This is a genomic window from Kribbella sp. NPDC104740 (assembly GCF_055583505.1).
The window spans coordinates 1-22,235 of the sequence record NZ_JBVJNV010000001.1 but is presented as its reverse complement, the minus strand read 5'-3'; the positions used below and the strand labels follow the sequence as shown (position 1 = coordinate 22,235).

The following is a 22,235-nucleotide window of genomic DNA, read 5'->3' as shown; positions in this document are numbered from 1 at the left end:
TGCGTAGGGGAGAATGCGCGGGTGGAGGAGATCCCGTTGCGCGACCGGCTGGTGCTGGCCGGCGTCGAGCTGCTCGAGCGGGACGGCGCGGCGGCCCTGTCGCTGCGGGCGATCACGCGCCACGTCGGCGTCTCGCACGGCGCGCCCCGGCGGTACTTCCCGACCCACAACTCCTTGCTGGCGGCGATCGCGGCGACCGGGCTGGCAGATCTCGCGGCGCGGCTGACGGCGCCTGAGGGCGGGCCGACCCGGGACCAGACGGCACCGGACCACAACCAGTCGCCCCGAGATCAACTGGTCGAGCTCGGCCGCCGCTACCTCGACTTCGCCGCCGAACGCCCGGCGATGTTCGAGCTGATCTTCCGCCACGACCTCCTGGAAGGGGCCGGGGGCAACCTCCGTACGACGACGCTGCCGCTGCTCGAAGTACTGACGAAGCTGGTGGCCTCCTCAGCTCCGGACGATGCCGCGGAGCGGACTGTCGCGCTGTGGACCAACCTGCACGGGCTCGCGGTACTGCGAGCAACGAAGGCGCTCGACCTGGTACTGGACGATCCACAACTCGACGGGTTCGTCAGACGAGCAGTGGACGCGCACCTCAGGTGAGCTCGAGGCCGCCGTCGACGGTGAGCACTTGCCCGGTCAGCCAGGGGGCGGCGGCCAGGTGCAGGAGCCAGCGAGCGACCTCCTCGGGTTCGCCCCGACGGTCCAGCGGGATCCGCGCCGCCTCGTCGGCTTTCACCTGCTCGATGAGCTCGGCGGACAGACCCGCAGCGGTCAGAGCTTCCGACTCGGTCGGCCCGGGCGCGACCGCGTTGACGCGGATCTGGTCGGGCGCCAGTTCGAGAGCCCAGCTACGGGTCAGCTGCTCGATCGCGGCCTTGGCCGCGGCGTAGTGGGCAGCACCCGCGAGGGGGCGATGGCCGAACGTGCTGGACACGTTCACGATCGAGCCCTGGGTCTCGCGCAAGTGAGGGAGCGCGGCCTGGGCCAGGAGGCTCGGCGCGGTGACGTTGACGGCGAAGAGCGCCTCGATCCGCTCGGCCGAGACGTCCGGGAGCGGCATCAGGTCGAAGGCCCCGGCGTTGTTGACGAGTACGTCGAGCCGCCCGAACCGCTCGATCGCCGCGGCGACCACGCGCTCGCCGGCAGCCGGACCGCAGAGATCGACGGACAACGCCTCCACCCCGGCCGGCTCCTGCAAGGGCTCCGGACGCCGCCCGACGGCCAGCACGTCCGCACCCGCCGCGACGAACAACCGCGCCGCGGCACGACCGATCCCCGAACCGGCCCCGGTCACGATCACCGCCCGCCCGCCGAAGTCCGCCGCGATCCGCCCGCTCTTCCCACCGAGGTCCTGCACAGCCGCTCCCTGACTTGACGTTCGATGTTCGTAGAACATCGAACAAGCTACCATCGACCTCATGCGCGCGACCCAGCACCCCGAGCTCACCGCGATCGGGCTGACCGAGGTGATGGCAGCCCTCAGCGACCCGGTCCGGGTCGGGCTGATCCGCGTTCTCGCCGACGGCCAGGAACGCGGCTGGGGTGAATTCCGGGCGCCGGTCGCGAAATCCACACTGAGCCACCATTTGCGCGTTCTGCGCGACGCCGGCCTGACCCGGACCCGCAAGGAAGGCACCCGCTGCTGGGTGACCCTGCGTGGTGAGGACGTCGAGGCCCGCTTCCCAGGCCTGCTGTACGCCGTACTCTCGGCCGCCGAAGCCGACGGCACCGGTGATCAGGTCGGCCTGGAGGCCAATCGGCCCTCACGCTGAGTGAGCGGTGGAATTCGGAACGCGACAATTCGGCGTTTCGGACCAGACAGGGCTGAAATCCTTCGGGATTCCCCAGAAAAAGGTGGAGGAAACGTGTAACACACTTCACCTTGTGACGATAAAAGGTCTGAGCGGCCTGGCTGGGGGGCTTGGTGGACGCTCCGGTGCTTCTTCGGGATCACCGGTTTGTGGAGGGGGCCCCAGCAGGTGCTCGCCCGGGGCGGGGCGAGCACCTGCACAAGGGGACCCACCGAAATGGGGGGTAGTAACAGGGGGAAGCAGTACAGGGGGGAAACAACGGGGAACTCTCCAGGGGGGCCTGAGAGCGAACCAAACGAAAGAGCCGGCGTCGACCAGGTGGGTCGACGGCGGCTCTTTCGCTTGTCCAGGCCCTTGTCCGGAGCGTCAGCCCTTGATGCCCACGTTCGCCATCCCCTCGACGAAGCGCTTCTGGGCGAAGACGAACATCACGATCATCGGCAGCGTCGCCAGCGCGGTCCCGGCCATCAGGTACGGCCACTGCACCTCGGCCGGGTTCTGGGCGAAGATCGCCAGGCCCAGCTGGAGCGGGCGCATCGAGTCCGACGTGGTGATCATCAGCGGCCAGAGGAAGCCGTTCCAGGCCGCCTCGATCTGGAACACGCAGATGGTGATCAGCGCCGGCTTGATCAGCGGGGTCATGATCCGCCAGAAGATGCCGAACTCGCCGAGCCCGTCGACCCGGGCCGCCTGGGCCAGCTCGTTCGGGACCGACACGTAGAACTGCCGGGCCAGGAAGGTGAACAGCGGCGCGGCGCCCAGCGGGATGATCAGGCCCCACCAGGAGTTCAGCCAGCCGATGCCGCCCTGACCGAGGATGTTGTTGCCGCCGAACAGCGGGATCGACTTCACGATCAGGAACAGCGGCACCAGCAGGATCTGGAACGGCACCAGCAGCAGCGTGATGAAGTACGCCAGCAGCGCCTTCGCGCCGCGGATCGGCAGCTTGGCCAGCGCGTAGCCGGCCGTCGTACAGACCGCCAGCGTGAACGCCGTCTCGCCGACCGCGATGAACAGGCTGTTGCGGAAGTAGCGCAGGAACGGCGCGGTCTGCATCGCCTCGACGAAGTTGCGCCAGCGCAGCTCACCGGGCAGCCAGGAGAACTTGGCGATCTCCAGCTCGTTCTTGAACGCCGTCAGCACCATCCACAGGAACGGCATGATCATCAGGATCGCGCCGACCGTCAGCACGACGTACAGCAGGATCCGGCCGATCCGCAGCGTCGACGGCTTGCTCTCGCCGACCACGGACACCGTTGCGCTAGTCATTGACATCCGCCCTCTGCAGCAGGCGTCCGAGACCGATGAAGATCGCGATCAGGATCATCATGATCACCGTCTCGGCGGACGCGAAGCCGAGTCGGAGTGCCTGGAACGCGTTCTGGTAGATGTCGAGCACCAGCACCGTGGTTTCGGTGCCGGGACCGCCCTTGGTCATCACGTAGACCAGGTCGAACACCTGGAAGGTGCCGGCGATCGAGGTGATCAGGACGAAGAACTGGACCGGGCCGAGCGCCGGCCAGGTGACGTTCGCGAACTTCTGCCAGCGACCGGCACCGTCCAGCGACGCCGACTCCAGCAGGTCCCGGGAGACCCCCTGCAGCGCGGCCAGGTAGATGATGATCTTGGTGCCCAGGCCCTGCCAGATGCCGACCACCATCAGCGACGGCAGCGCCGTCCCCGGGTCGGACAGCCAGGCGCTCGGTGCGAAGCCGAACAGGCTCAGGAACCCGTTGGCCAGACCCGAGCCCGGGTTGTAGATCCACAGCCAGATCGTCGCCACGGCCACGGTCGCGGTGACGGTCGGGATGTAGAAGGCGGTCCGGAAGAAGCCGAGGCCGCGGATCTTCTGGTTCAGCCCGAGCGCGATCAGCAGCGAGATCGCCATCGAGACCGGGATCACCACCACGGCGTACAGGATCGTGTTGACCAGTGCGGCCCGGAAGTCCTGGTCGCGGAACAGGTCGGTGTAGTTCTGGAAACCGACCCAGGCCCAGGAGTCACCGAAGCTGTAGTCGGTGAAGCTGAGCACCACCGCGGCGATCACCGGGATCACGATGAAGATCCCGGAGTGCAGCAGGGCGGGGGCGATCAGCAGCCAGCCGGCCCGGACCTGGCTGCGGATCAGCTTGCGGCTGTCCTTGCCAGGGGCAACGGTACGGGGGGTCGCGAGGGCGGGTCCGGTACGTTCGAGAGTGGCGCTCATCGGGACTGTCCTGCCAGGTTGGCCAGCACCTTGGCGGGATCCTTCTGACCGAGGACCGCCTGGGTGAGCTGGGCGTCGAAGTTGGCCCGCATCTCCAGCCAGTTCGCCGAGCCGCCCTCGTAGATGGCGAGCTCGAGTCCGCCGGCGACGAACTTGCTCAACGGGTTGGACTGGGCCTGCGGCGAGTTCACCGCGTCCTTGTACGCCGGGATCTTTCGGTTCAGCTTGGCGATCGCGTCGACGGTCTTCGGCTCGGTCAGCGACTCGATGAACGACCAGGCCGCTTCCTTGTGCCGGCTGCGGGACCCGATCGAGGCCAGGTCGCCACCGACGAACTCGACCTCGGTGCCGCTGTTGAACCGGAAGAACTTCAGGTCGTCGCAGTTGGCCTGGCCGACACCCTTCTCGGAGCAGTCGACGGCCCCGCCGACGATCCCCATCGCCGCGTCACCGGTCAGCACCAGCGGCTGCGCCGAGGCATTCTGCTGGCCGTACGGCTGGACGTTGTTGATCATCGACTTCAGCCAGTTCAGCGTCTCCAGGCCCTTCTCGTTGGAGTAGTTGGCCACGCCGTCCTTGTACAGCGGCGTCCCGGTCGAGGCGAGCAGCGTCGTGTAGGTCTGCCGGAAGCTGGTCGGCGCGGCCAGGTCGAACCCGGACCGGGTGATGGTCCCGTTCGCGTCGCGCTTGGTCAGCTTCTCGGCCGCGACCTTGATCTCGGCCATCGACGTCGGCGGCTTGTCCGGGTCGAGCCCGGCCTCCTTGAAGGCGCTGATCCGCAGCGCGGCGGCGCGCGCGTCGGCCAGCAGCGGGTAGGCGTAGATCTTGCCGTCGTACGACGCCGACGGGATCAGCGCGCCGATGCTCTTGTCCCGGATGGTGTCCGCGGTGACTCCGTAGTCGCCGAGGTCGGCGAACAGCCGCTTGGAGGCGAAGGTCTGGATCCAGCCGACGCCGGTCACCATCACGTCGTACGGGATGCCGGCCGCGATCGAGGTGGAGATCTTCTCGTTCAGGTTGCCGTAGGTCGCGTAGTCCGGCTCGACCTTCATCTTCGGGTACTTCTTGTTGAAGTCTTCCGCGACCTTCGCGAACGCCTTCCGGCCGTCGTTGCTGGCCGGGAACGACGGGAGCAGAACCCGCAGCGTCCCGGTCGCCTCGGCAGGCGGGACGCCGTCCGTACTCTTGTCGATCACCCCGTTGCCACAGGCGCTCGCGACCAGTCCGACCGCGGCCACGAGCACCGCCAACCCAGCACCACGTCTCACAGGGGAACTCCTTCGCTGCCGTGCGCGTCCGGGCGGGTGACGACCGGCGCACCGAGTGCAGCGAAAGTATGGGAAAGGGCTTTCCCCGTCAATACCCTGGCGCTCGAATGATCAAATTCGATCAGCGAGTGCCGCTCCGCAGGACTCGCGGACGCGGAGTTCCGGCAGGAGGCTCAGATGCTGGGTCGCCGATCGGCGGCCTGGAGCGCCCTTGAGGCGGCGCAGCAGCAGCTCGCAGGCGGTCTCGCCGAGCTGCAGCTTCGGCGGACAGACCGCGGTCAGCGGTACGACGGCCAGCGCGGCGGTCTCGTCGTTGTACGCGATCACGGCCAGGTCGTCGGGCACCCGCCGCCCGCGCTCCATCGCCCGCTCGACCAGCCGCGCCGCGTGCTCGTCGGAGTGCACCAGGACCGCGTTCGCGCCGTGCGCCTCGCACTCGGCCAGGAACGCGTCGAGCTTCGCCACCGTGTCCGGATCCTCGCCGCGGGCCGGCAGCACCACCGGCGACACGAACAGGTCGACGCCGAGCGCGGCCGCCGCCTCCGCGATCCCCTGCCGCAACCAGTACGCCGTGACGCTGGCGTTCAGGTTGATCCCGATCCGGCGGTGGCCGAGTGAGACCAGGTGCCGCAGCGCGAGCATCGCGCCGTACGCGTGGTCGGTGCGGACGTGGTCGTACTCGTGCAGCGCGTCGGGGAAACCGAACGCGCGCTCCATCAGCACCACCGGCACGTCGATCGCGTCCAGCCGCGGGCCGACCTCGCCGGCCCGGCTGTCCCCGAGCGCGGTCGCGAGCAGCAGCCCGGCGACGCCGAGGCCGAGGATCTTGTCGATCCGCTCGGCCTCGACCTGCTCGTCGTACCCGGAGACGCCGAGCACCAGGCGCGCGCCGTACCGGTCGGCCATCGCCTCCGCGCCGCGGATCACGTCGGTGTAGTAGAACGTCGAGCTCGGGACGACCAGGCCGACCGTCAGCTGGCTGCCCGGGGTCGCGGCCCCGGCCGAGCCGGTCCCGACCGCGCCGCCGTGCACGCGGCGGAGCAGTCCGGCAGCATCCAGCTCGGCGAGGTCACGGCGTACTGTGATCGCCGAGACGCCGAGCTCGGCGGCCAGCTCCGCCACCCGGAGGCGGCCGTGCCGGCGCAGGCTGCGCAGGATCAGCTCGTGGCGCTCCGGTGCGAGCATGCTCGGCCCCCAAACGATGTGCGTTGTGATCTGACCGTGATTGTTTGTGATCATACGATCATCTGTGTGCCGACGAACCAGGAGGAACCGCTGTGAGTGAGGCCGGCAGCCGGACCAACGTCGTGATGGCGAAACTGTCGCTGGTCGGCGACCTGCTGATGCTGCAGCTGACCTTCCTGCTGCTCAGCTTCGGCATCGTCACGCTGTTCCCAGCCGCGTTCGCGCTCCAGCGGGTGCTGCCGTACGCGATCGGGCAGGAGCACCCAGCGCTGATGCGGCGGTTCTTCGCTGAGTTCAAGTGGTGCTTCAAGCGGTTCTGGCTGGCCGGGCTGGCCCTGTACTTCGGTGGCGTGGCACTCGCGTTCGGGCTGTTCTTCTGGGCCTCCACCAACGGACCGGTCCGGATCGCCGCGCTCGCCGTCCTGGTTCCGCTCAGCGGGATGATCGTCGGGCTCTACCTGAGCGCGCTCGCGGTGATGCCGGACGCCGAGGACGACGCGACCACGCGCAGCGTGTTCCGGTCGGCGAACCTGTTCCTCCTCCGACGGTCGCTCGCTGTGGCCGGCGGTGTGGTGGGGCTGGCCACCTGGTTCCTGGTGATCGGGCGGCTCCCGACACTGTTCGTGATCGGCTCCGGACTGGTTCCGGCGCTGATCGCGTACTGGATCGCCAAGCCGGCCCGCAGAAAAGAATCGGGAGCCGTGTCGATCTGAGCCGCGCTGGTTCGACGTAGGGGTGTAAGCAAACCTACGGATCAGAGGAGAACCAGCATGCACGCGACCACCGAATCCCTGGCGACGCCGCCGGCCGTGCAGGGCAGCGGCAGGTCCCGCTGGCTCGCCCTCTACACGCTCTGCGCGGGCATGTTGATGATCGTGCTCGACGTGACCGTGGTGAACGTGGCGCTGCCCGCGATCCAGGACGACCTCGGCTTCACCAGCTCGTCGCTCGCCTGGGTCGTGAACGCCTACCTGATCGCCTTCGGCGGCCTGCTCCTGCTGGCCGGGCGGCTCGGCGACCTGCTCGGGCGCCGGAACATCTTCGTCGCCGGTCTGGCGCTGTTCACCGCCGCGTCGGTCTGGTGCGGGCTGGCCGGGTCGCAGGAGATGCTCGTCGCGGCGCGGTTCCTGCAGGGCGTCGGCGGCGCGCTGACCTCCGCGGTGATCCTCGGCATGATCGTCACGCTGTTCCCCGAGCCGCGCGAGCAGGCCAAGGCGATCGGCGTCTACGCCTTCGTCGCCTCCGCGGGCGGATCGATCGGGCTGCTCGCCGGTGGCGTACTGACCCAGGCGATCAGCTGGCACTGGATCTTCTTCATCAACCTGCCGATCGGGATCGCGACCGCGTGGCTGGCGATCCGGCTGATCGAGAAGGACAAGGGCCTCGGGATGGGCCGCGGCACCGACGTACCGGGTGCGGTGCTGATCACCGCGGCGCTGATGGTCGGCGTGTTCACCATCGTCAGCCCGGCCGCCGAGCTCGGGTGGACCGCGCCGCGGACGATCGCGCTCGGCGCGCTGACGCTGACACTGCTCGCCTGCTTCGTCGTCCGGGAGTCGACTGCCGCGAACCCGCTGGTGCCGCTGCGGATCTTCCGCTCCCGCACGCTGACCGGCGCGAACCTGGTCCAGGCGCTGTCGTCGTCCGGGATGTTCGGGATCTTCTTCCTCGGCTCGCTGTACCTGCAGCGCGTCCTCGGGTACGACGCCCTGGAGATCGGCCTCGCGTTCCTGCCGACCACGCTGGTGATGGGCCTGCTGTCCGTCCGGTACTCCGAGAAGCTCGTGATGCGCTTCGGCCCGCGCCGCCCGCTGATCGCCGGCCTGTCGCTGATCGTGGTCGGGCTCGCCCTCTTCACCCAGGCGCCCGTCGGCGGCAGCTACGTCGTACACGTCCTGCCGGTCCTGATCCTCCTCGGCCTCGGCGGCGGCGTCTGCTTCCCCGCGCTGATGGGCCTGTCGATGTCCGACGTGAAGCCCGAGGACGCGGGCCTGGCCTCCGGCCTGATCGGTACGACGGCCGAGGTCGGCGCCGCCCTGGGCCTGGCCGTCCTCGCCACTCTTTCGGCGACTCGCACCGAGTCCCTGGCGGCTGCCGGCAAGCCCGCGCTGGACGCGCTGACCAGCGGTTTCCACTACTCCTTCGCGGTAGCCGCCGCCATCGTCGCGGCGTCGGTGGTGATCGCCTGCACGCTGATGCGCCCGAAGGCTGCGGAGGCCGAGGCCGACGCCGCGCCGGTCGAGGTGCTCGACGCCGTGTGACCGACACCCACCACTGATCAACCTGCACGACACGCCGCGCCACCCCCGTTTTCGGGGGTGGCGCGGCGGCTTGGTCAGTGGTGGGTGTTGGCCGCTCGAGCTTGACGGCTGCGCTCCCGGACGATCCCGATGACGGCAACGAGGGCACCAGCCGGGACGCCGACGAGCAGGCCGGTCCGCTCGCCGCCGAACTCCGACACCAGAGCAAAGCAGCCGGTCGCCAACAGTGCGGTCAAGATGGCGCCGTTCAGGACCGGGTGGGCCCGTGCCCACCGGTCCACGCGTCCGTCAGCGATGGGCTTCGCGCCGACGGTGACACCGAGGGCCATCAAGCAGATGAACGCCGCGAACGCGATCTCGTGCGGGGCGTGGTCGTCGGGCAGGTTGACCAGTGTCCCCACCGCGAACACCACGCTCCCGAAGCGCACCAGGCGCGGTGGTGGCTCCAGCGAGCCGTCCTTGAGCATCGTCCAGCCGATCCCCCTCATGACCTCGGATGATGCGGGGCCGGTCCCGGGTTTGTCCACAAGCCCGTGGGGGCGAGGTCGTGGAATGGGGGTGGGATGGGGAAGGATGTGTGCCAGTCAGTTGGACGTAGAGGGGAACGGCACAGTGGGTTTGCAGTCGATCGAGCAGCGGATCGCCGACGAGCTGGGGGTCGGGGTCGGGCAGGTGAAGGCGGCGGTCGGGCTGCTGGACGAGGGTTCGACGGTTCCGTTCATCGCGCGGTACCGCAAGGAGGTCACCGGGGAGCTCGACGACGCGCAGCTGCGTGACCTCGAGGAGCGCCTGCGGTACCTGCGGGAGCTCGAGGAGCGCCGGAAGACGGTGCTGGAGTCGATCGAGAGCCAGGGCAAGCTCGACGACGCGCTGAAGGCGTCGATCCTGGCCGCGGAGACCAAGTCCCGGCTCGAGGACATCTACCTGCCGTTCAAGCCGAAGCGGCGGACCAAGGCGATGATCGCCCGCGAGGCCGGGCTGGAGCCGCTGGCCGACGGGCTGCTCAGCGACCCGTCGTACGAGCCGCTGGCCGCGGCCGCGGTGTTCGTGAACGGCGAGGCCGGTGTCGCCGACCCGCAGGCGGCGCTGGACGGCGCCCGCGCGATCCTGGTCGAGCGGTTCGCCGAGGACGCCGACCTGATCGGTGAGCTGCGTGAGCGGCTGTGGTCGCAGGGCCGGCTGGCCTCCACGGTCCGTGAGGGCAAGGAGACCGACGGCGCGAAGTTCTCCGACTACTTCGACTTCGACGAGCCGTTCGGCAAGATGCCGTCGCACCGGATCCTGGCGATGTTCCGCGGCGAGAAGGAGGACGTGCTCTCGCTGAGCGTCGAGCCGCTGCCGGCCGGTGTCGAGGTCGACGGCCCCACGGAGTACGAGACGACGATCGCCCGCCAGAACGGCATCGAGAACCAGGGCCGTCCCGGCGACAAGTGGCTGGTAGAGACGGTCCGCTGGGCCTGGCGGACCAAGATCCTCGTGCACCTGGGCATCGACCTGCGGATGCGCCTGCGGCAGACCGCCGAGGACGAGGCGGTCCGCGTCTTCGCCGCGAACCTGCGCGACCTGCTGCTGGCCGCCCCGGCCGGCACCCGCGCCACGATGGGCCTCGACCCGGGCTTCCGGACCGGCGTCAAGGTCGCCGTCGTCGACGCGACCGGCAAGGTCACCGCGACCGGCGTCATCTACCCGCACGTCCCGCAGAACCAGTGGGACAAGTCGATCGCCCAGCTGGCCGCGCTCTGCGCCGCGCACCAGGTCGACTTGATTGCCATCGGCAACGGTACGGCGTCCCGCGAGACCGACAAGCTGGCCGCCGAGCTGATCGCCAAGCACCCGGAGCTGAAGCTCACCAAGGCGGTCGTCTCCGAGGCCGGCGCGTCCGTGTACTCGGCGTCGGCGTTCGCCTCGCAGGAGCTGCCCGGCATGGACGTGTCGCTGCGCGGCGCGGTCTCGATCGCGCGCCGGCTGCAGGACCCGCTGGCCGAGCTGGTCAAGATCGACCCGAAGTCGATCGGCGTCGGCCAGTACCAGCACGACCTCCCGGAGAACTCGCTGTCCCGCTCGCTGGACGCGGTGGTCGAGGACTGTGTGAACGCCGTCGGTGTCGACCTGAACACGGCGTCCGCGCCGCTGCTCACCCGGGTCTCCGGCATCACCCAGGGCCTGGCCGACAACATCGTCCAGCACCGCGACACCTACGGCCCGTTCGCGTCCCGTACGGCGCTCAAGGAGGTGCCGCGGCTCGGCCCGAAGGCGTTCGAGCAGGCGGCCGGCTTCCTGCGGATCCCCGACGGCGCCGACCCGCTGGACTCCTCCAGCGTGCACCCGGAGGCGTACCCGGTGGTCCGCCGGATCCTCGACAAGACCGGGTCGGAGCTGAAGGCGCTGATCGGGAACACGTCCGCGCTGCGCTCGGTGAAGGCCGCGGAGTTCGTCGACGAGACCTTCGGTCTACCGACCGTGACCGACATCCTGGCCGAGCTGGAGAAGCCCGGGCGCGACCCGCGGCCGGCGTTCAAGACCGCGTCGTTCGCCGAGGGTGTGGACAAGATCGGCGACCTGAAGCCGGGCATGAAGCTCGAGGGGCAGGTCACCAACGTGGCGGCGTTCGGGGCGTTCATCGACATCGGTGTGCACCAGGACGGGCTCGCGCACGTGTCGGCGCTGTCGAAGAACTACGTGAAGGACCCGCGCGAGGTCGTCAAGCCGGGTGACATCGTCAAGGTGAAGGTGCTCGAGGTCGACATCCCGCGGCAGCGGATCTCGCTGACGCTGCGGCTGGACGACGAGGTCGGCGCGCCGACGTCCGGGCGTTCGGGCGGCGGGCAGAACCGCGGCCAAGGCGGTCAGAGCGGCGGGCGTGGGCCGGGCGGGCAAGGCGGAGGTCGTGGTCCGGGCGGTCAGGGTGGCGGACGTGGCCCAGGTGGACGCGGTCCGGCCGGTGGTCAGGGTGGTCGTGGCGGCCAGGGCGGCAAAGAGACGCCGATGGACGAGGGTTCCTTGGCAGATGCCTTCCGGAAGGCCGGTTTCACTGTTCGTTGAGTTCCAAAGGTCCTGCACTTCCTAGAAGTGCAGGACCTTCTCATTTCGGCGCGCCAGCGGGTAGTACAAGCCGGCCGTCACCACCAGCCCGACGATCCACGAGATGTCCGCGCCACCCAGCGCGTCCGTCACCGGGCCGGTGTACAGCTTCTGCGCCAGGAACGGGATCTGCGCCGCGATGCCCACGGCGTACGAGATCAGCGCGACCGCGTTCCACCGCCCGTACCGGCCGTCGGGGTCGTAGAGCGCGGGGACGTCGACGCGTTCGCGGGAGATCAGGTAGTAGTCGGTCAGGTTGATCGCGCTCCACGGCGTGAAGACCATCAGCAGCACCAGCACGAAGTTCTTGAAGTTGTCCAGGAAGTCCGCCGACGCGAAGATCGCGACCAGCACCGACACGAGCAGGAAACAGCTCGTGTACGCCGCCCGCGCGGCCGGGCCGATCCGGGTCGCCCGGCTGAACGCGGAGACCGTGGTGAGCAGCGTCATCGAGCCGCCGTACGCGTTCAGGCAGTTGACGGCGAGCTTGCCGACCACGATCACCAGGTAGACCAGCAGCGCGACGCCCGCCGGGCCGGCCAGGTCGCCGAGGTAGCCGACCTGGTTCGCGAGGAACCCGGCGCCGCTCGCCGCGACCAGCGCGCCGAGCGTCATCGACCACTGCGAGCCGATCACGCTGCCGAGGAACGTCGCGAGGAACGTCGTCCGTTCGGGGGTGTCGGCGGGCAGGTAGCGCGAGTAGTCGGCGACGTACGGGCCGAAGGTGAGCTGCCAGCCGGCGCCGAGCGAGATCGCGAGCAGGAACGTGACGATGTCGAACGGCTTCGCGCCGAGCAGGGCACCGACGTCGTCGGTGATCAGCAGCCGGATCCCGAGGTAGGTGAAGCCCAGGATGCCGAGCACGGTCGCGATCCGGCCGAGCAGGTGGATCCAGCGGTAGCCGAGCGTGGCGATCACGGCGGTGAGGACGCCGAAGATGATGATGCCGACGGCGGCCGCGTCGACGTGCAGGATCTTGTTCACCGCCTGACCGGCCAGGACCGTGCCGGTCGCGGCGAAGCCGAGGTACATGATCACGACCAGCACCAGCGGTACGACGGCGCCGTACACGCCGAACTGGGCGCGGCTGGAGATCATCTGCGGCAGCCCGAGGCGCGGGCCCTGGGCCGCGTGCAACGCCATCACGATGCCGCCGAGCACGTTGCCGATCAGCAGGCCGACGATCGCCCAGAGCGCGTCGGCGCCGAACACCACCGCGAGCGCGCCGTCGACAACCGCGGTGACCTGCATGTTCGCGCCGAACCAGAGCGTGAACTGACTGACCGGAGTTCCGTGCCGTTCCGCGGCCGGGACCACGTCGATACTGCGCCGCTCGATCGCCTCTGCCATGTGTTCCAGGTTGCCCGGGACAACCAGTCTCTAACGTCCGGCTAGGGTCGGGCGGTGAGCATCTGGGGGAACCGGGATTTCCGGCTGGTGTGGGGCAGCGGGACCGTGTCAGGGATCGGTTCCTGGTTGCTCGTCGTGGCGATCCCCTTCCACGTGTTCCAGCTGACGGGATCGGCGGCGGCGACCGGGCTGACCTTGGCGCTGGAGGCGTTGCCCGCGCTGGTCCTGGGGCCTTGGGCAGGCGTGCTCCTGGAGCGCTGGGATCTGGCCCGCGCGATGTGGGTCGCCGATCTGGTCAGCGCGGCCGCGGTCGGGCTGATCCTGTTCGCCGATCGGCCGGAGCGGCTGTGGATGATCTACCTGGCCGTGCTGGTGGAGAACATCGCGACGACGGTGTTCCGGCCGGCGTCGCGGGCGTTGCTGCCGAGCGTCGTCGGGACCGGACGCGAGCTCGCGGCGGCGAACGCGGCGCGAGCATTCGCGGGGAGCGTGACACGGCTCGGCGCTCCACCGCTTGGCGCACTGCTGCTCGCCGGCCCGGGGATCGAGTTCGTGCTGGCCGTCGACATCGCCAGCTACTTGTTGTCAGCGGCAATGATCGCAGCGGTCCGGACCCGGCCGGAGCGGGCCGAGCAGACCCCGATGCGACCGCTCGCCGGGCTCCGGTACGCCGTACGGTCGAAACCGCTGCGCGGCCTGCTGGCCGGAAACGGTGTCTTCCTCACAGCGAACGCCGGCCTGACCGCACTGCTCGTGCCGCTGATCGTCGAACGGCTGCACGCGCCGGGCTACGCGGTCGGCTATGTGTTCTCCGGCCTCGGCGCCGGCTACCTGCTCGGCGCCGCGATCAGCGTGAAAGCCCTGTCCTGGTTGGGGATCCGCGACCTGATCGCCACCACCCAGCTCGCGACCGGCGCGGCCTTCTTCGCGCTGGTGAACGCCCCGAGCGTCCCGTGGGCGATCGCGGCCGCCGTGCTGATCGGGCTGCCCGGCAGCGTCCTGCTGATCACCACCGAGACGACCGTGCAGCGCGTGACCGCGCCGGGCATGCTCGCCCAGGTCGGCGCGCTGTTCTTCGCGGTCGACGCGCTGGCGGCGGTCGTCGGCGCGCTCGCGGCGCCCGCGCTCACGCTGATCGCCGAGCTGCCGCTCACGCTCAACCTGCTCGCCGCGTTCGCTGTCCTGGCCGCGCCGATCACGCTGTACGCCGTACCGGGGCATCCGGGCGAGCTGACCCGAAAGCCCTCCTAGACCAGGTCTTCCAGGTGCCCGCCCGGGTCGCCGAGGTGGACAGCCGTTGCCTTGGGCTCGTAACCGAGGCGGCGGTAGATCCGGTCGGCGCCTTCGTCGCCGGGGGTGAGCCAGGCGAGATCGGCGCCGGCGGTCTCGAAGGCTTCCCGCGTCGCGTACGCCGTCGCAAGAGCGCCCAGACCGCGACGCCGGTGCGAGTGCACCGTGCCGACGCCGGCGACCTCGGTGACGCCGTCGGCGACAGCGGTCCAGGATGCGGTCGCGACCGGCACGCCGTGGTCGCGGATGAGCACGGCGCCGCCACTGGCGGGGTCGGGCTGGAAGGTGGTGGTGACGTCGTCGGTCTCGTAGGCGTCAGCGGCCACCGCGTTGGACGCCGCGTGGTCCTCCTCGGACCCCACGAACGACGCGGTGACGCCCTCAGGCAACGAAGGGACGACCAGCTCAGCCGGCTCGACCGCCAGCAGCGGCGGCCGCGCCCGCACGATCATCCCGTGCTCGGTCAGCGCCTCCGCGAGACCCGGATTCGCTTCCTCCACCAGCTCCGCATGCACCCACCGCCCCTCGGCCGCGAACGCCTGCCGAACGGTGTCGAGCGCCCACGACACCTCGTCCGGATCGAACGGCCTCCCCGGATCGGCCGCGAGCATCGACGACAGGAACCACACGTCCTCGTCGTGCAGCAGCCCGACCAGCGGCCCCGCGACGATCTGACGGCGGCTCCGAGACAACCCTGACAACTGAGCGGCGGCAATCCGCGCGGCGATCCCCATCCCCCGACCCTAGACGCTGCCTCGTTCCATCAGTGCGCGGACGTCGTACGCCGCCCGCGCGGTGGCGATCTCGTTCTGGTGCGTCTCGGTCCAGGTGACCAGCGACTGGATCGTCGCGTGCAGCGTCACGCCGAGCGGGGTGAGCTCGTAGTCGACGCGCGGCGGCACGACCGGGTGGACGGTACGCCGTACCAGCCCGTCGCGCTCCAGCTGCCGGAGCGTGACGGTGAGCATCCGCTGGCTGACCCCGTCGATAGTCTTCTTCAGTTCGGTGAAGCGCAGGCTGCGGCTGTCGAGCAGCGCGATCACCAGCAGCGACCACTTGTCGCCGATCCGGTCCAGGATCTGCCGGACCTCACAGTCCTCCCGGGTGTCCCACTGGAAGGCGTCCTCGGTGCAGCAGGAGTAACCCGGTTCCTTTGAAGTGCCTTCTTCCATACTCCCCGATGGTTCCGCACGATGGTGTCAGTTACAAGAGAGAACCGACCCTTTGAGGAACCCCTACATGTCGACGAATCTCGGCCCGCGTGCCTGGGCCGTCCTGCTGGTGCTGTGCGGCGCGATCTTCCTGGAGGGCATCGACGTCTCGATGATGGGCGTCGCGCTGCCGTCCATCCGGACCGAGCTCGGCCTGTCCACCGGCCAGCTGCAGTGGGTGGTCAGCGCCTACGTGCTCGGGTACGGCGGTTTCGTGCTGCTCGGCGGCCGCGCGGCCGACCTGCTCGGCCGGCGGCGGATGTTCGTCGGCTGGCTGGCCGTCTTCCTGGTCTTCTCCGGCCTCGGCGGTCTGGCGAACGAAGGCTGGGTGCTGATCCTGGCCCGCTTCGTCACCGGTGTCGCGGCCGGCTTCATGACCCCGGCCGGGCTGTCGATCATCACCACCAGCTACCCGGAGGGCAGGCAGCGCAACCAGGCCCTCCTCGTGTACGCCGGGATCGGCGCCGCCGGCTTCTCCCTCGGCATGGTCGTCGGCGGCCTGCTCACCGCGGTGGACTGGCGCTGGGTCTTCTTCGCGCCGGTCCTGTTCTCCGCGGTCCTGCTGATCGCGGCCCTGGCCCTGCTCCCGAAGGAAGCGCCGGTACGCACCAAGCTCAGCGGCTTCGACCTGCCCGGCGCGCTCACGCTGACCGGCGCGATGATGTTGCTCGTCTCGACCGTCGTCCGGGCCCCCGACGTCACGATCGGCCAGACGGCCGGGACCGGGCTCGCGGGCCTGCTGCTGCTGATCGCGTTCGTCGCGATCGAACGCCGTACGGCGGAACCGCTGATCCGGCTCGGCATCCTGCGCAACGCCGGCCTGGTCCGCGCCAACCTCGGCGCCGTCGCGCTGGTCGGGTCGTTCGTCGGCTTCCAGTTCATCGCGGTGCTCTACCTGCAGGAGCTGCGGCACTGGTCCGAGCTCGAGACCGGGCTGGCGCTGATGGTGATCGGCATCGACTCGATCCTCGCGCCGACGCTGACGCCGTGGCTGGTCAACCGCTTCGGCAACGGGCGCGTGGTGCTCGGCGGCTTCGGGTTCGCCGTGGCGGCGTACGCGCTGTTCCTGCCGCTCGGCGCGGACTGGACCTACCTCGCGATGCTGCCGACGTTCCTGCTGCTGGGGCTGGCGTTCTCGCTCACGTACGGCCCGCTGACGATCGCCGCGACCGACGGTGTCGCGGAGGAGGAGCAAGGGCTGGCCGGTGGCGTGCTCACGACGTCGTTCCAGTTCGGGGCGGCGCTCGGCCTGGCCGTCGTCGCGGCGGTCCTCGCAACGGCCGACGAGCTGACCGTCGCCGACTTCCGGACCGCGCTCGTCGTACCGCTGGCCGGCGCCCTGCTCGGCCTCGCGGCCGGCGCTCCGGGTCTTCGCGTACGGCGTACTGTGGCCGCTCGATAGCTGAGGGTTACCAGGACGTCCGACAATTCAGCGCTCATCGAAAACGCTTGGCGGGCGGCCGAATCGTTACCGGTAAATCCCTGCAAACAATCTTGACAGCGACCCGTCGCCCGGGGCGCCGGAACCGGTCCCATCCCTGCCTGACCAGGGGTTTTCCTTCGCGTGTCAGGGACGGCGTAAGGCCTCTGTAAAGGTCCTTGCCGGTCTATTCCCGGGATAGTGCTTTTTGAGGTGTTCTTTCCTTACCACCCGTGAGCACGTGAGATCGGTCACCGGCTTCCTCACTGTCGGCAACCGTCTCGACGCCCATGGTCCCCTCACAGACCGAAGGACACGCCCCCATGACCGAGTCGCTGGAGAACCCCGCAGAGCAGCGCCGCGTGCGGGTCTGGTTCGGCGCTCACACGATCGCCGACCACACCGCGACCGTTGACCAGGCAGCACAGTACGAAGAGGCCATGCGGCGGCGGTTCGCCTCGCTGCGGGTCACCAACGAGCCCGCTCTCGTCGGCAGCCCGGTCCGATGACCACCCGCCCGACGCTGCTCGGCTACGTCCGCGCCGACGCGCTCAGCTGCGCGGAGGAGCTGGCCGCCGCGACCGATGCCCTGGTCGCCTACGCCACCGCCGAAGGGTTCACCCTCGGCACGGTCTACACCGAGCGGGACGCCGCCCAGTCCGCCGCGTTCAACGCGTTGCTGGACGAGGCGAGGCGGACCGACGTCCGCGCGGTCGTCGTACCGACGCTGCAGCACGTCGGTGCGACCGGGTCGCCCGGGGCGGCCCAGCACCTCGAGTTCCACCAGGCCCAGACCTGGGCGGCGACCTCGAGGTAACCCCTCAGCAAGCGGAGCCGCCGTCTTGACCCCTGCATCGGCGGCGGTTCCGCTCTCCAACCTCCACAGCTGCACCGGGAGTGCCCGGGTGGTAGTGGACCAACCAAGGCCCCACCGGCTGCTACCGGTGGGGCCTTGTCGTTGCCTCAAGCAATGATCTTGTAGCCGTAGCGCTTCATCACGGCGGCGGTGCCGGCGTCGAAGCGGCCGGTCACCGGGAGCTTGAACTTCTGCTGGATCTTGCGGGTCATCTGCTGGAAGTGCAGCCGCCACGGGACGCCGGCCGGCGGGCGGGTCTCGTGGACGCCGATCGCCGCGACCTTCGGGTGCGCGGCCCAGGCCAGCACCTGGGCACGGTCGGCGCCCCAGACGCCGCTCATCGAGTCATGCATGCGGGCGTACTCCATCGCGCCGAGCGAGATCGTGGTGTTCGGCTGCGGCGGGGCGACGGCGGTGGGCGCCGTACCGGGGTGGTACTTCAGGTAGATCTCCCAGGTCATCCCGTAGTAGCCGGGCGGACCGTCGTCGGCGCCGCGGTTCGCGAGACCGTTCTTGCGGCGTTTGTACTCCGCGATCTGGTGGGCCGCGCCACGCGAGAGGTCCTTGTCGCCGGCGGCGATGGCGTGGACGTGGAACGGCCAGTTGCCCTGCGCCGGGGTGCGCAGCCAGGCGGCGAAGCCGACCTGCCGCATGGCGAGGACGACGGCCTTGCGCTGTACGGCGTTCAGGTGCTCGACGGCGAGGTCCACCGCGCCGCCGCCGTCGTGCGTGCCTGCGGAGGCGGCGACGCCGCCCTGGTTGTACGAGCCCTGGATGATCGTGAACGGCACCTTCGCGAGCTTCTCGGCGGCCTGCAGCATCGCGACGGTCCGCGTGCAGAGCGCGGCGCCCCGCCAGGACATCCTTGCCTCAGGCATCAATCGCCTCGCCGGCCGCGGCGAGCCCGGTGTTCTCGCCGGCGCCGAGCAGCAGCGCCGCGTCCTCGGCGGCCCCCAGCGCTTCCAGCTCGTCCAGGTCCGCCTCGAGCAGCTCGTCGTCGTACGGACGTGCGTCGGTCATCGTGCACCTTCCCCCACCTACGTCCGGGGCCTCCCCTGCCCACGGAACCGCCGTTCAGCGTAGGCAGCGCCGAGGTCATCCGTCCATGGCGGCGCGAGCGTTACAGGTTCCAGCGTTCGAGGAATGCAAAGTTTTCGCTCCGGACCGCGTGTGACGCGGTGCTGGTGGGGTACCTGTAGTCATGTCCCGCGGTTCAGTCGGCCCCATTCGGGCATGGGTGGAGCTCACCGAGCCGCGAGTTCTCCCACTGAGGGGCGGGAGAACGACCGAAGAGGACGGGCGCATCCCACGGTGCGCCCGTCCCCTGGCCACCCTCCACCGCCGCCCCCGGTGAATCCTCGTGCCGGCCTACCGCGCGCCGATGCGCTCCCGCCGCGACGAGGTCCCCGACGGTCTCGCCGTTGACCGCGCTCTCATGCTCGGTGTCTGCGGCTTCGGCGGCATCCTTCAGCCACCACCAACCACGCTTGCCGACGCGGTCGCGCGGCTGAGCACGGCGTACGACGAACGCACGGCGCGCCGCCTGCAGCGCTTCGCCGAAGTCTCCGAGGGTGCAACGGTCTGGACCCGCGAGCCCGACGGGCTCTACCACTGCGGTCACCTCACCGGCCCGTGGCGGTACGACGCCTCGCCCGAGGCCGAAGCAGCCGACCTCGTGCACGTCCGGAGCTGCGTGTGGGCGCCAGCGCCCGACGTACCGGCTGCTGTCGAGTACGCGTTCTCCCGTGGCGGGCGGAACTTCCAGCGGATCCGGTCAGAGGGCTGACGCCACGAACAGGTAGCGGTTGAGGCTGAAGAAGTAGGAGTCGGCCTGGCTGCGGAGGTCGTCGGCCCAGGCCTCGGCCTCCTCGGGGGTGATGCCGGCTCGGCCGGGCACGAAGGTGGAGACGATGTCGATCAGGCCGGCGCTGTAGGTGCGGTAGTCGAAGCCGGCGTTGAGCAGGGGGACGACCTGCAGGTGGGTGCGGGTGAAGCCGGCCTTGTCGAGGGCCTCGCCGAGGGTGCGCGGGAGGTGCGGGTCCTGCAGGTGCTCCTCGAAAGCCTTCAGGACGCGGGTCATCCGGGGGTCGTCGCCGGAGCGCCAGACGATCGAGCCCCAGTCGGTGTCGAGCAGCAGCACGCGGCCCGCCGGGCGCAGGACGCGGCGGATCTCGGCGAGCGCGCCCGCGACGTCGTCGACGTACTCGAAGACCTGCGTCGACACGACCACGTCGAAGCTCTCCGCGCCGTACGGGAGCCGCGCCGCGGAGGCCTGCTCGAGCTCGACCCGCGGACCGTCCGGTACGTCGGCGCGGGTCCCCGCGATCGCGAGCATGCTGTCGCTGATGTCGACCCCGCAGACCCGCCCCTCGGTGCCGACCTCGGCGGCCATCTCCGCCGCCAGCAGCCCCGGCCCGACGCCCACGTCGAGCACCCGGTCGCCCGGCCGCAGCGCGAGCGCCGTCCGCACGATCCGTCGCTGCTCGACCACGTCCGGCGTCGTGTACATCGCCTCGATCTGCCGCGACACCGCCGGGTCGAACTCCAGACTCGTGCCATCCCCCTCAACCATGCTGCCCATCATGATCCGCCCAGCGCTGTCCGGCGAGGGCACACGCAAGGGCAGATCGGGGCAGATGAGGGCAGTGATCGATGCCCTGCAGCGCGTGACAGATCCGGCCGGCCGGCCGGCGACGGTGACGGTGACGGCGACGGCGACGGCGACGGTGACGGCGACGGCGACGGCGCAACCTGCGCCCGGGCGGCTGGATGCGCAGGCCCGCCGAAATCCGGTCGGCACGCGACGGCCGGGCGCGCTAGCGTGCCGGGCGTGATCGAGTTGCCGCAGTCGTTCCTGGAGATGCCCCGCTGGTGGACCGAAGGCGCCGACTGGCTGGCGGCGCTGCCGCGCGCGATCGAGCAGCAGTGCGCGAGCTGGGGGCTGACCGTCGCCGGCCCGCTCGCCCACGGCTCGAACGCGGTCGTCGTACCGGTCGAGCGCGGCAGCGACCGGTTCGCGCTGCGAATGTCCCCGCCCGGCGACGAGGTCGCCGAGCAGACCACGGCGCTGCGCTGGTGGGACGGCCGGGGCACAGTCCGCCTGTACGACGCCGACGTCGCGCGCGGCGCGATGCTGCTGGAGCTGCTCGGGGAGCCGCTCGACGAGCGGCCGATCGGGGAAGCGGTCGAGGTGCTGGGTGGTTTGATGCGGCGCCTCGGGGTCGAGGGGCCGGCCGATGCCTTGTCCACACAGGAGATCGTGCAGGCTCGCGCCGCGGTGATGGAAGGCCAGATCGCGGGGCAGATCGGGGCAGATCAGCAGCCCCGGATGGAGGCGGTTCCGCTGCCCCAGATCGAGGCGGTTCCGCTGCCCCGGGTCGGGGCGGTTCCGCTGCCCCGGGTCGGGGCGGTTCCGCTGCCCTACCTGAGGGCCGCCCTCGCGGTCGCCGACGAACTGGCGAGTTCGTCAGCGACCGCGGCAGTGAACGGCGACCTGCACTCGGCGCAGGTCCTGCGCGGCGAACGCGAGCAGTGGCTGGTCGTCGACCCGGTCCTCTACCGCGGCGACATCGAGTTCGACCTCGGCCGGATCCTGTGGACCCGCCTCGACGACATGGCCGACGACACGGAGATCCGGCACTGCTTCGACACCGCCGTACGAGCAGCCGACCTCGACCGCTCGTACGCACGCAACTGGGTGATCTTCAGAACAGTCGACTACTGGCTCTGGGGCCTGAGCGTCGGGCTGACGACGGACCCCGTCAGGTGCCGACGCCTGCTGGACGCAATGAGCCAGTAGCAGCAGCTACGAATCTCCGACGCAGAGCACTAGACCGGCAACTTCAGCACCAACCGGTGAAACCCAGGCGAGTCAGGAAACGGCTGCTTTCCCCAGTGCGACCCGGCCCCTCGATCGATACGCCGCCTGTGCGGGCACGTTGTCTTTGGGCGCCAGCAATTCGGCGATCAGCTCAGGTCGGCCGTGAAGCAACGGTCGCGAAGCGGTGTACACCGAAAAGATCTCGTCATGCCGCTCGATGGCCAATCGATCGAGATCATTCGTGCCGCTCTGACCACCTTTCTGGTAGTGGCTCACCCCACGCTGAGCCCTCGACCGACTCGACAATACGAGGCTCAGTTTGCCCTCTGTGGCGACCGCCCCTCCCTCAGCTCAGAGCCAACCTCAGCCTTTACACTGTTCTTCTCTCTGTTCTTCTCTCTGTTCTTCTCTCTGTTCTTCTCTCTGTTCTTCTCTCTGTTCTTCTCTCTGTTCTTCTCTCTGTTCTTCTC

The 22,235-nt window shown here is 69.7% G+C and carries 25 protein-coding genes; 12 read left to right on the top strand and 13 right to left on the bottom strand.

The features are described 5' to 3' along the window. Positions 1-21: 21 nt before the first annotated feature. The gene (locus ACZ6Z4_RS00125; RefSeq protein WP_465556505.1) at positions 22-606 is read left to right on the top strand and encodes a TetR/AcrR family transcriptional regulator; all 585 of its coding nucleotides are present in this window, start codon (positions 22-24) and stop codon (positions 604-606) included. On the opposite strand, the gene ACZ6Z4_RS00120 is transcribed toward ACZ6Z4_RS00125, so the two are convergent. Continuing rightward, positions 599-1,363, bottom strand: a complete 765-nt coding sequence (locus tag ACZ6Z4_RS00120) for an SDR family NAD(P)-dependent oxidoreductase (RefSeq protein ID WP_465556503.1) — start codon at positions 1,361-1,363, stop codon at positions 599-601. The genes ACZ6Z4_RS00125 and ACZ6Z4_RS00120 overlap by 8 nt on opposite strands. 61 nt (positions 1,364-1,424) lie before the next feature. On the opposite strand from ACZ6Z4_RS00120, the gene ACZ6Z4_RS00115 reads away from it, so the two are divergent. Next, positions 1,425-1,778: an ArsR/SmtB family transcription factor gene (locus tag ACZ6Z4_RS00115; RefSeq protein ID WP_465556501.1), complete on the top strand. Its 354-nt coding sequence runs from the start codon at positions 1,425-1,427 to the stop codon at positions 1,776-1,778. Between the two features lie 405 nt (positions 1,779-2,183). On the opposite strand, the gene ACZ6Z4_RS00110 is transcribed toward ACZ6Z4_RS00115, so the two are convergent. From ACZ6Z4_RS00110 to ACZ6Z4_RS00095, 4 genes are all read right to left on the bottom strand, one after another. Then, on the bottom strand, positions 2,184-3,092 hold the full coding sequence (locus ACZ6Z4_RS00110; protein ID WP_465556499.1) for a carbohydrate ABC transporter permease: 909 nt from the start codon (positions 3,090-3,092) through the stop codon (positions 2,184-2,186). Further along, positions 3,079-4,023, bottom strand: coding sequence for a carbohydrate ABC transporter permease (locus tag ACZ6Z4_RS00105; protein WP_363675583.1), 945 nt, complete (start codon positions 4,021-4,023; stop codon positions 3,079-3,081). Before ACZ6Z4_RS00105 ends, ACZ6Z4_RS00110 begins: the two co-directional genes overlap by 14 nt. Next, on the bottom strand, positions 4,020-5,291 hold the full coding sequence (locus ACZ6Z4_RS00100) for an extracellular solute-binding protein (protein WP_465556497.1): 1,272 nt from the start codon (positions 5,289-5,291) through the stop codon (positions 4,020-4,022). Before ACZ6Z4_RS00100 ends, ACZ6Z4_RS00105 begins: the two co-directional genes overlap by 4 nt. Before the next feature lie 111 nt (positions 5,292-5,402). Further along, positions 5,403-6,476 carry a LacI family DNA-binding transcriptional regulator gene (locus ACZ6Z4_RS00095; protein WP_465556495.1) on the bottom strand — a complete coding sequence of 358 codons (1,074 nt, stop codon included), beginning with the start codon at positions 6,474-6,476 and terminating at the stop codon, positions 5,403-5,405. A gap of 92 nt (positions 6,477-6,568) precedes the next feature. Here ACZ6Z4_RS00095 and ACZ6Z4_RS00090 point away from each other — a divergent pair, with 92 nt between their 5' ends. After that, positions 6,569-7,189 carry a DUF624 domain-containing protein gene (locus ACZ6Z4_RS00090; RefSeq protein ID WP_465556493.1) on the top strand — a complete coding sequence of 207 codons (621 nt, stop codon included), beginning with the start codon at positions 6,569-6,571 and terminating at the stop codon, positions 7,187-7,189. A gap of 57 nt (positions 7,190-7,246) precedes the next feature. Next, a complete protein-coding gene (locus tag ACZ6Z4_RS00085) occupies positions 7,247-8,737 on the top strand; it encodes a DHA2 family efflux MFS transporter permease subunit (protein WP_465556491.1) in 1,491 nt (496 codons plus the stop codon). Positions 8,738-8,811: 74 nt separating this feature from the next. Here the strand turns inward: ACZ6Z4_RS00085 and ACZ6Z4_RS00080 are convergent, their stop codons facing one another. Continuing rightward, on the bottom strand, positions 8,812-9,225 hold the full coding sequence (locus ACZ6Z4_RS00080) for a hypothetical protein (RefSeq protein ID WP_465556489.1): 414 nt from the start codon (positions 9,223-9,225) through the stop codon (positions 8,812-8,814). 124 nt (positions 9,226-9,349) lie between these two features. Between ACZ6Z4_RS00080 and ACZ6Z4_RS00075 the strand changes: the two genes are divergently transcribed. Beyond that, entirely contained in the window at positions 9,350-11,779 is a 2,430-nt protein-coding gene (locus ACZ6Z4_RS00075; protein ID WP_465556487.1) for a Tex family protein, read from the top strand. 21 nt (positions 11,780-11,800) lie between these two features. On the opposite strand, the gene ACZ6Z4_RS00070 is transcribed toward ACZ6Z4_RS00075, so the two are convergent. After that, a complete protein-coding gene (locus tag ACZ6Z4_RS00070) occupies positions 11,801-13,168 on the bottom strand; it encodes a purine-cytosine permease family protein (RefSeq protein WP_465556485.1) in 1,368 nt (455 codons plus the stop codon). A 54-nt stretch (positions 13,169-13,222) separates the two neighbouring features. Here ACZ6Z4_RS00070 and ACZ6Z4_RS00065 point away from each other — a divergent pair, with 54 nt between their 5' ends. Then, positions 13,223-14,419 (top strand): MFS transporter, encoded by a 1,197-nt coding sequence (locus tag ACZ6Z4_RS00065; protein WP_465556483.1) that lies wholly within the window; start codon positions 13,223-13,225, stop codon positions 14,417-14,419. On the opposite strand, the gene ACZ6Z4_RS00060 is transcribed toward ACZ6Z4_RS00065, so the two are convergent. Continuing rightward, complete coding sequence (locus ACZ6Z4_RS00060) at positions 14,416-15,192, bottom strand: GNAT family N-acetyltransferase (protein ID WP_465556481.1); 777 nt, start codon at positions 15,190-15,192, stop codon at positions 14,416-14,418. The genes ACZ6Z4_RS00065 and ACZ6Z4_RS00060 overlap by 4 nt on opposite strands. Before the next feature lie 9 nt (positions 15,193-15,201). Beyond that, complete coding sequence (locus ACZ6Z4_RS00055; RefSeq protein WP_363675563.1) at positions 15,202-15,630, bottom strand: winged helix-turn-helix transcriptional regulator; 429 nt, start codon at positions 15,628-15,630, stop codon at positions 15,202-15,204. Positions 15,631-15,697: 67 nt separating this feature from the next. Between ACZ6Z4_RS00055 and ACZ6Z4_RS00050 the strand changes: the two genes are divergently transcribed. From ACZ6Z4_RS00050 to ACZ6Z4_RS00040, 3 genes are all read left to right on the top strand, one after another. After that, positions 15,698-17,071 (top strand): MFS transporter, encoded by a 1,374-nt coding sequence (locus ACZ6Z4_RS00050; RefSeq protein ID WP_465556479.1) that lies wholly within the window; start codon positions 15,698-15,700, stop codon positions 17,069-17,071. Positions 17,072-17,412: 341 nt separating this feature from the next. Then, a complete protein-coding gene (locus tag ACZ6Z4_RS00045) occupies positions 17,413-17,598 on the top strand; it encodes a hypothetical protein (protein WP_363675559.1) in 186 nt (61 codons plus the stop codon). Beyond that, positions 17,595-17,906: a hypothetical protein gene (locus ACZ6Z4_RS00040; RefSeq protein ID WP_465556476.1), complete on the top strand. Its 312-nt coding sequence runs from the start codon at positions 17,595-17,597 to the stop codon at positions 17,904-17,906. Before ACZ6Z4_RS00045 ends, ACZ6Z4_RS00040 begins: the two co-directional genes overlap by 4 nt. Positions 17,907-18,052: 146 nt before the next feature. On the opposite strand, the gene ACZ6Z4_RS00035 is transcribed toward ACZ6Z4_RS00040, so the two are convergent. Together ACZ6Z4_RS00035 and ACZ6Z4_RS00030 are read right to left on the bottom strand one after the other, a co-directional pair. Further along, the gene (locus tag ACZ6Z4_RS00035; RefSeq protein ID WP_465556474.1) at positions 18,053-18,823 is read right to left on the bottom strand and encodes a hypothetical protein; all 771 of its coding nucleotides are present in this window, start codon (positions 18,821-18,823) and stop codon (positions 18,053-18,055) included. Then, a complete protein-coding gene (locus tag ACZ6Z4_RS00030) occupies positions 18,816-18,965 on the bottom strand; it encodes a hypothetical protein (RefSeq protein ID WP_465556472.1) in 150 nt (49 codons plus the stop codon). The genes ACZ6Z4_RS00035 and ACZ6Z4_RS00030 overlap by 8 nt, the downstream gene beginning before the upstream one ends. A gap of 340 nt (positions 18,966-19,305) precedes the next feature. Between ACZ6Z4_RS00030 and ACZ6Z4_RS00025 the strand changes: the two genes are divergently transcribed. Beyond that, on the top strand, positions 19,306-19,731 hold the full coding sequence (locus ACZ6Z4_RS00025) for a GAF domain-containing protein (protein ID WP_465556470.1): 426 nt from the start codon (positions 19,306-19,308) through the stop codon (positions 19,729-19,731). Here the strand turns inward: ACZ6Z4_RS00025 and ACZ6Z4_RS00020 are convergent. Next, entirely contained in the window at positions 19,720-20,517 is a 798-nt protein-coding gene (locus ACZ6Z4_RS00020) for a methyltransferase domain-containing protein (protein ID WP_465556468.1), read from the bottom strand. The genes ACZ6Z4_RS00025 and ACZ6Z4_RS00020 overlap by 12 nt on opposite strands. A gap of 64 nt (positions 20,518-20,581) precedes the next feature. Between ACZ6Z4_RS00020 and ACZ6Z4_RS00015 the strand changes: the two genes are divergently transcribed. Continuing rightward, positions 20,582-20,779 carry a hypothetical protein gene (locus ACZ6Z4_RS00015; RefSeq protein WP_465556466.1) on the top strand — a complete coding sequence of 66 codons (198 nt, stop codon included), beginning with the start codon at positions 20,582-20,584 and terminating at the stop codon, positions 20,777-20,779. Beyond that, entirely contained in the window at positions 20,776-21,744 is a 969-nt protein-coding gene (locus ACZ6Z4_RS00010) for an aminoglycoside phosphotransferase family protein (protein WP_465556464.1), read from the top strand. The genes ACZ6Z4_RS00015 and ACZ6Z4_RS00010 overlap by 4 nt, the downstream gene beginning before the upstream one ends. A 72-nt stretch (positions 21,745-21,816) precedes the next feature. On the opposite strand, the gene ACZ6Z4_RS00005 is transcribed toward ACZ6Z4_RS00010, so the two are convergent. Continuing rightward, on the bottom strand, positions 21,817-22,041 hold the full coding sequence (locus tag ACZ6Z4_RS00005; protein WP_465556462.1) for a hypothetical protein: 225 nt from the start codon (positions 22,039-22,041) through the stop codon (positions 21,817-21,819). Positions 22,042-22,235 lie beyond the last annotated feature (194 nt).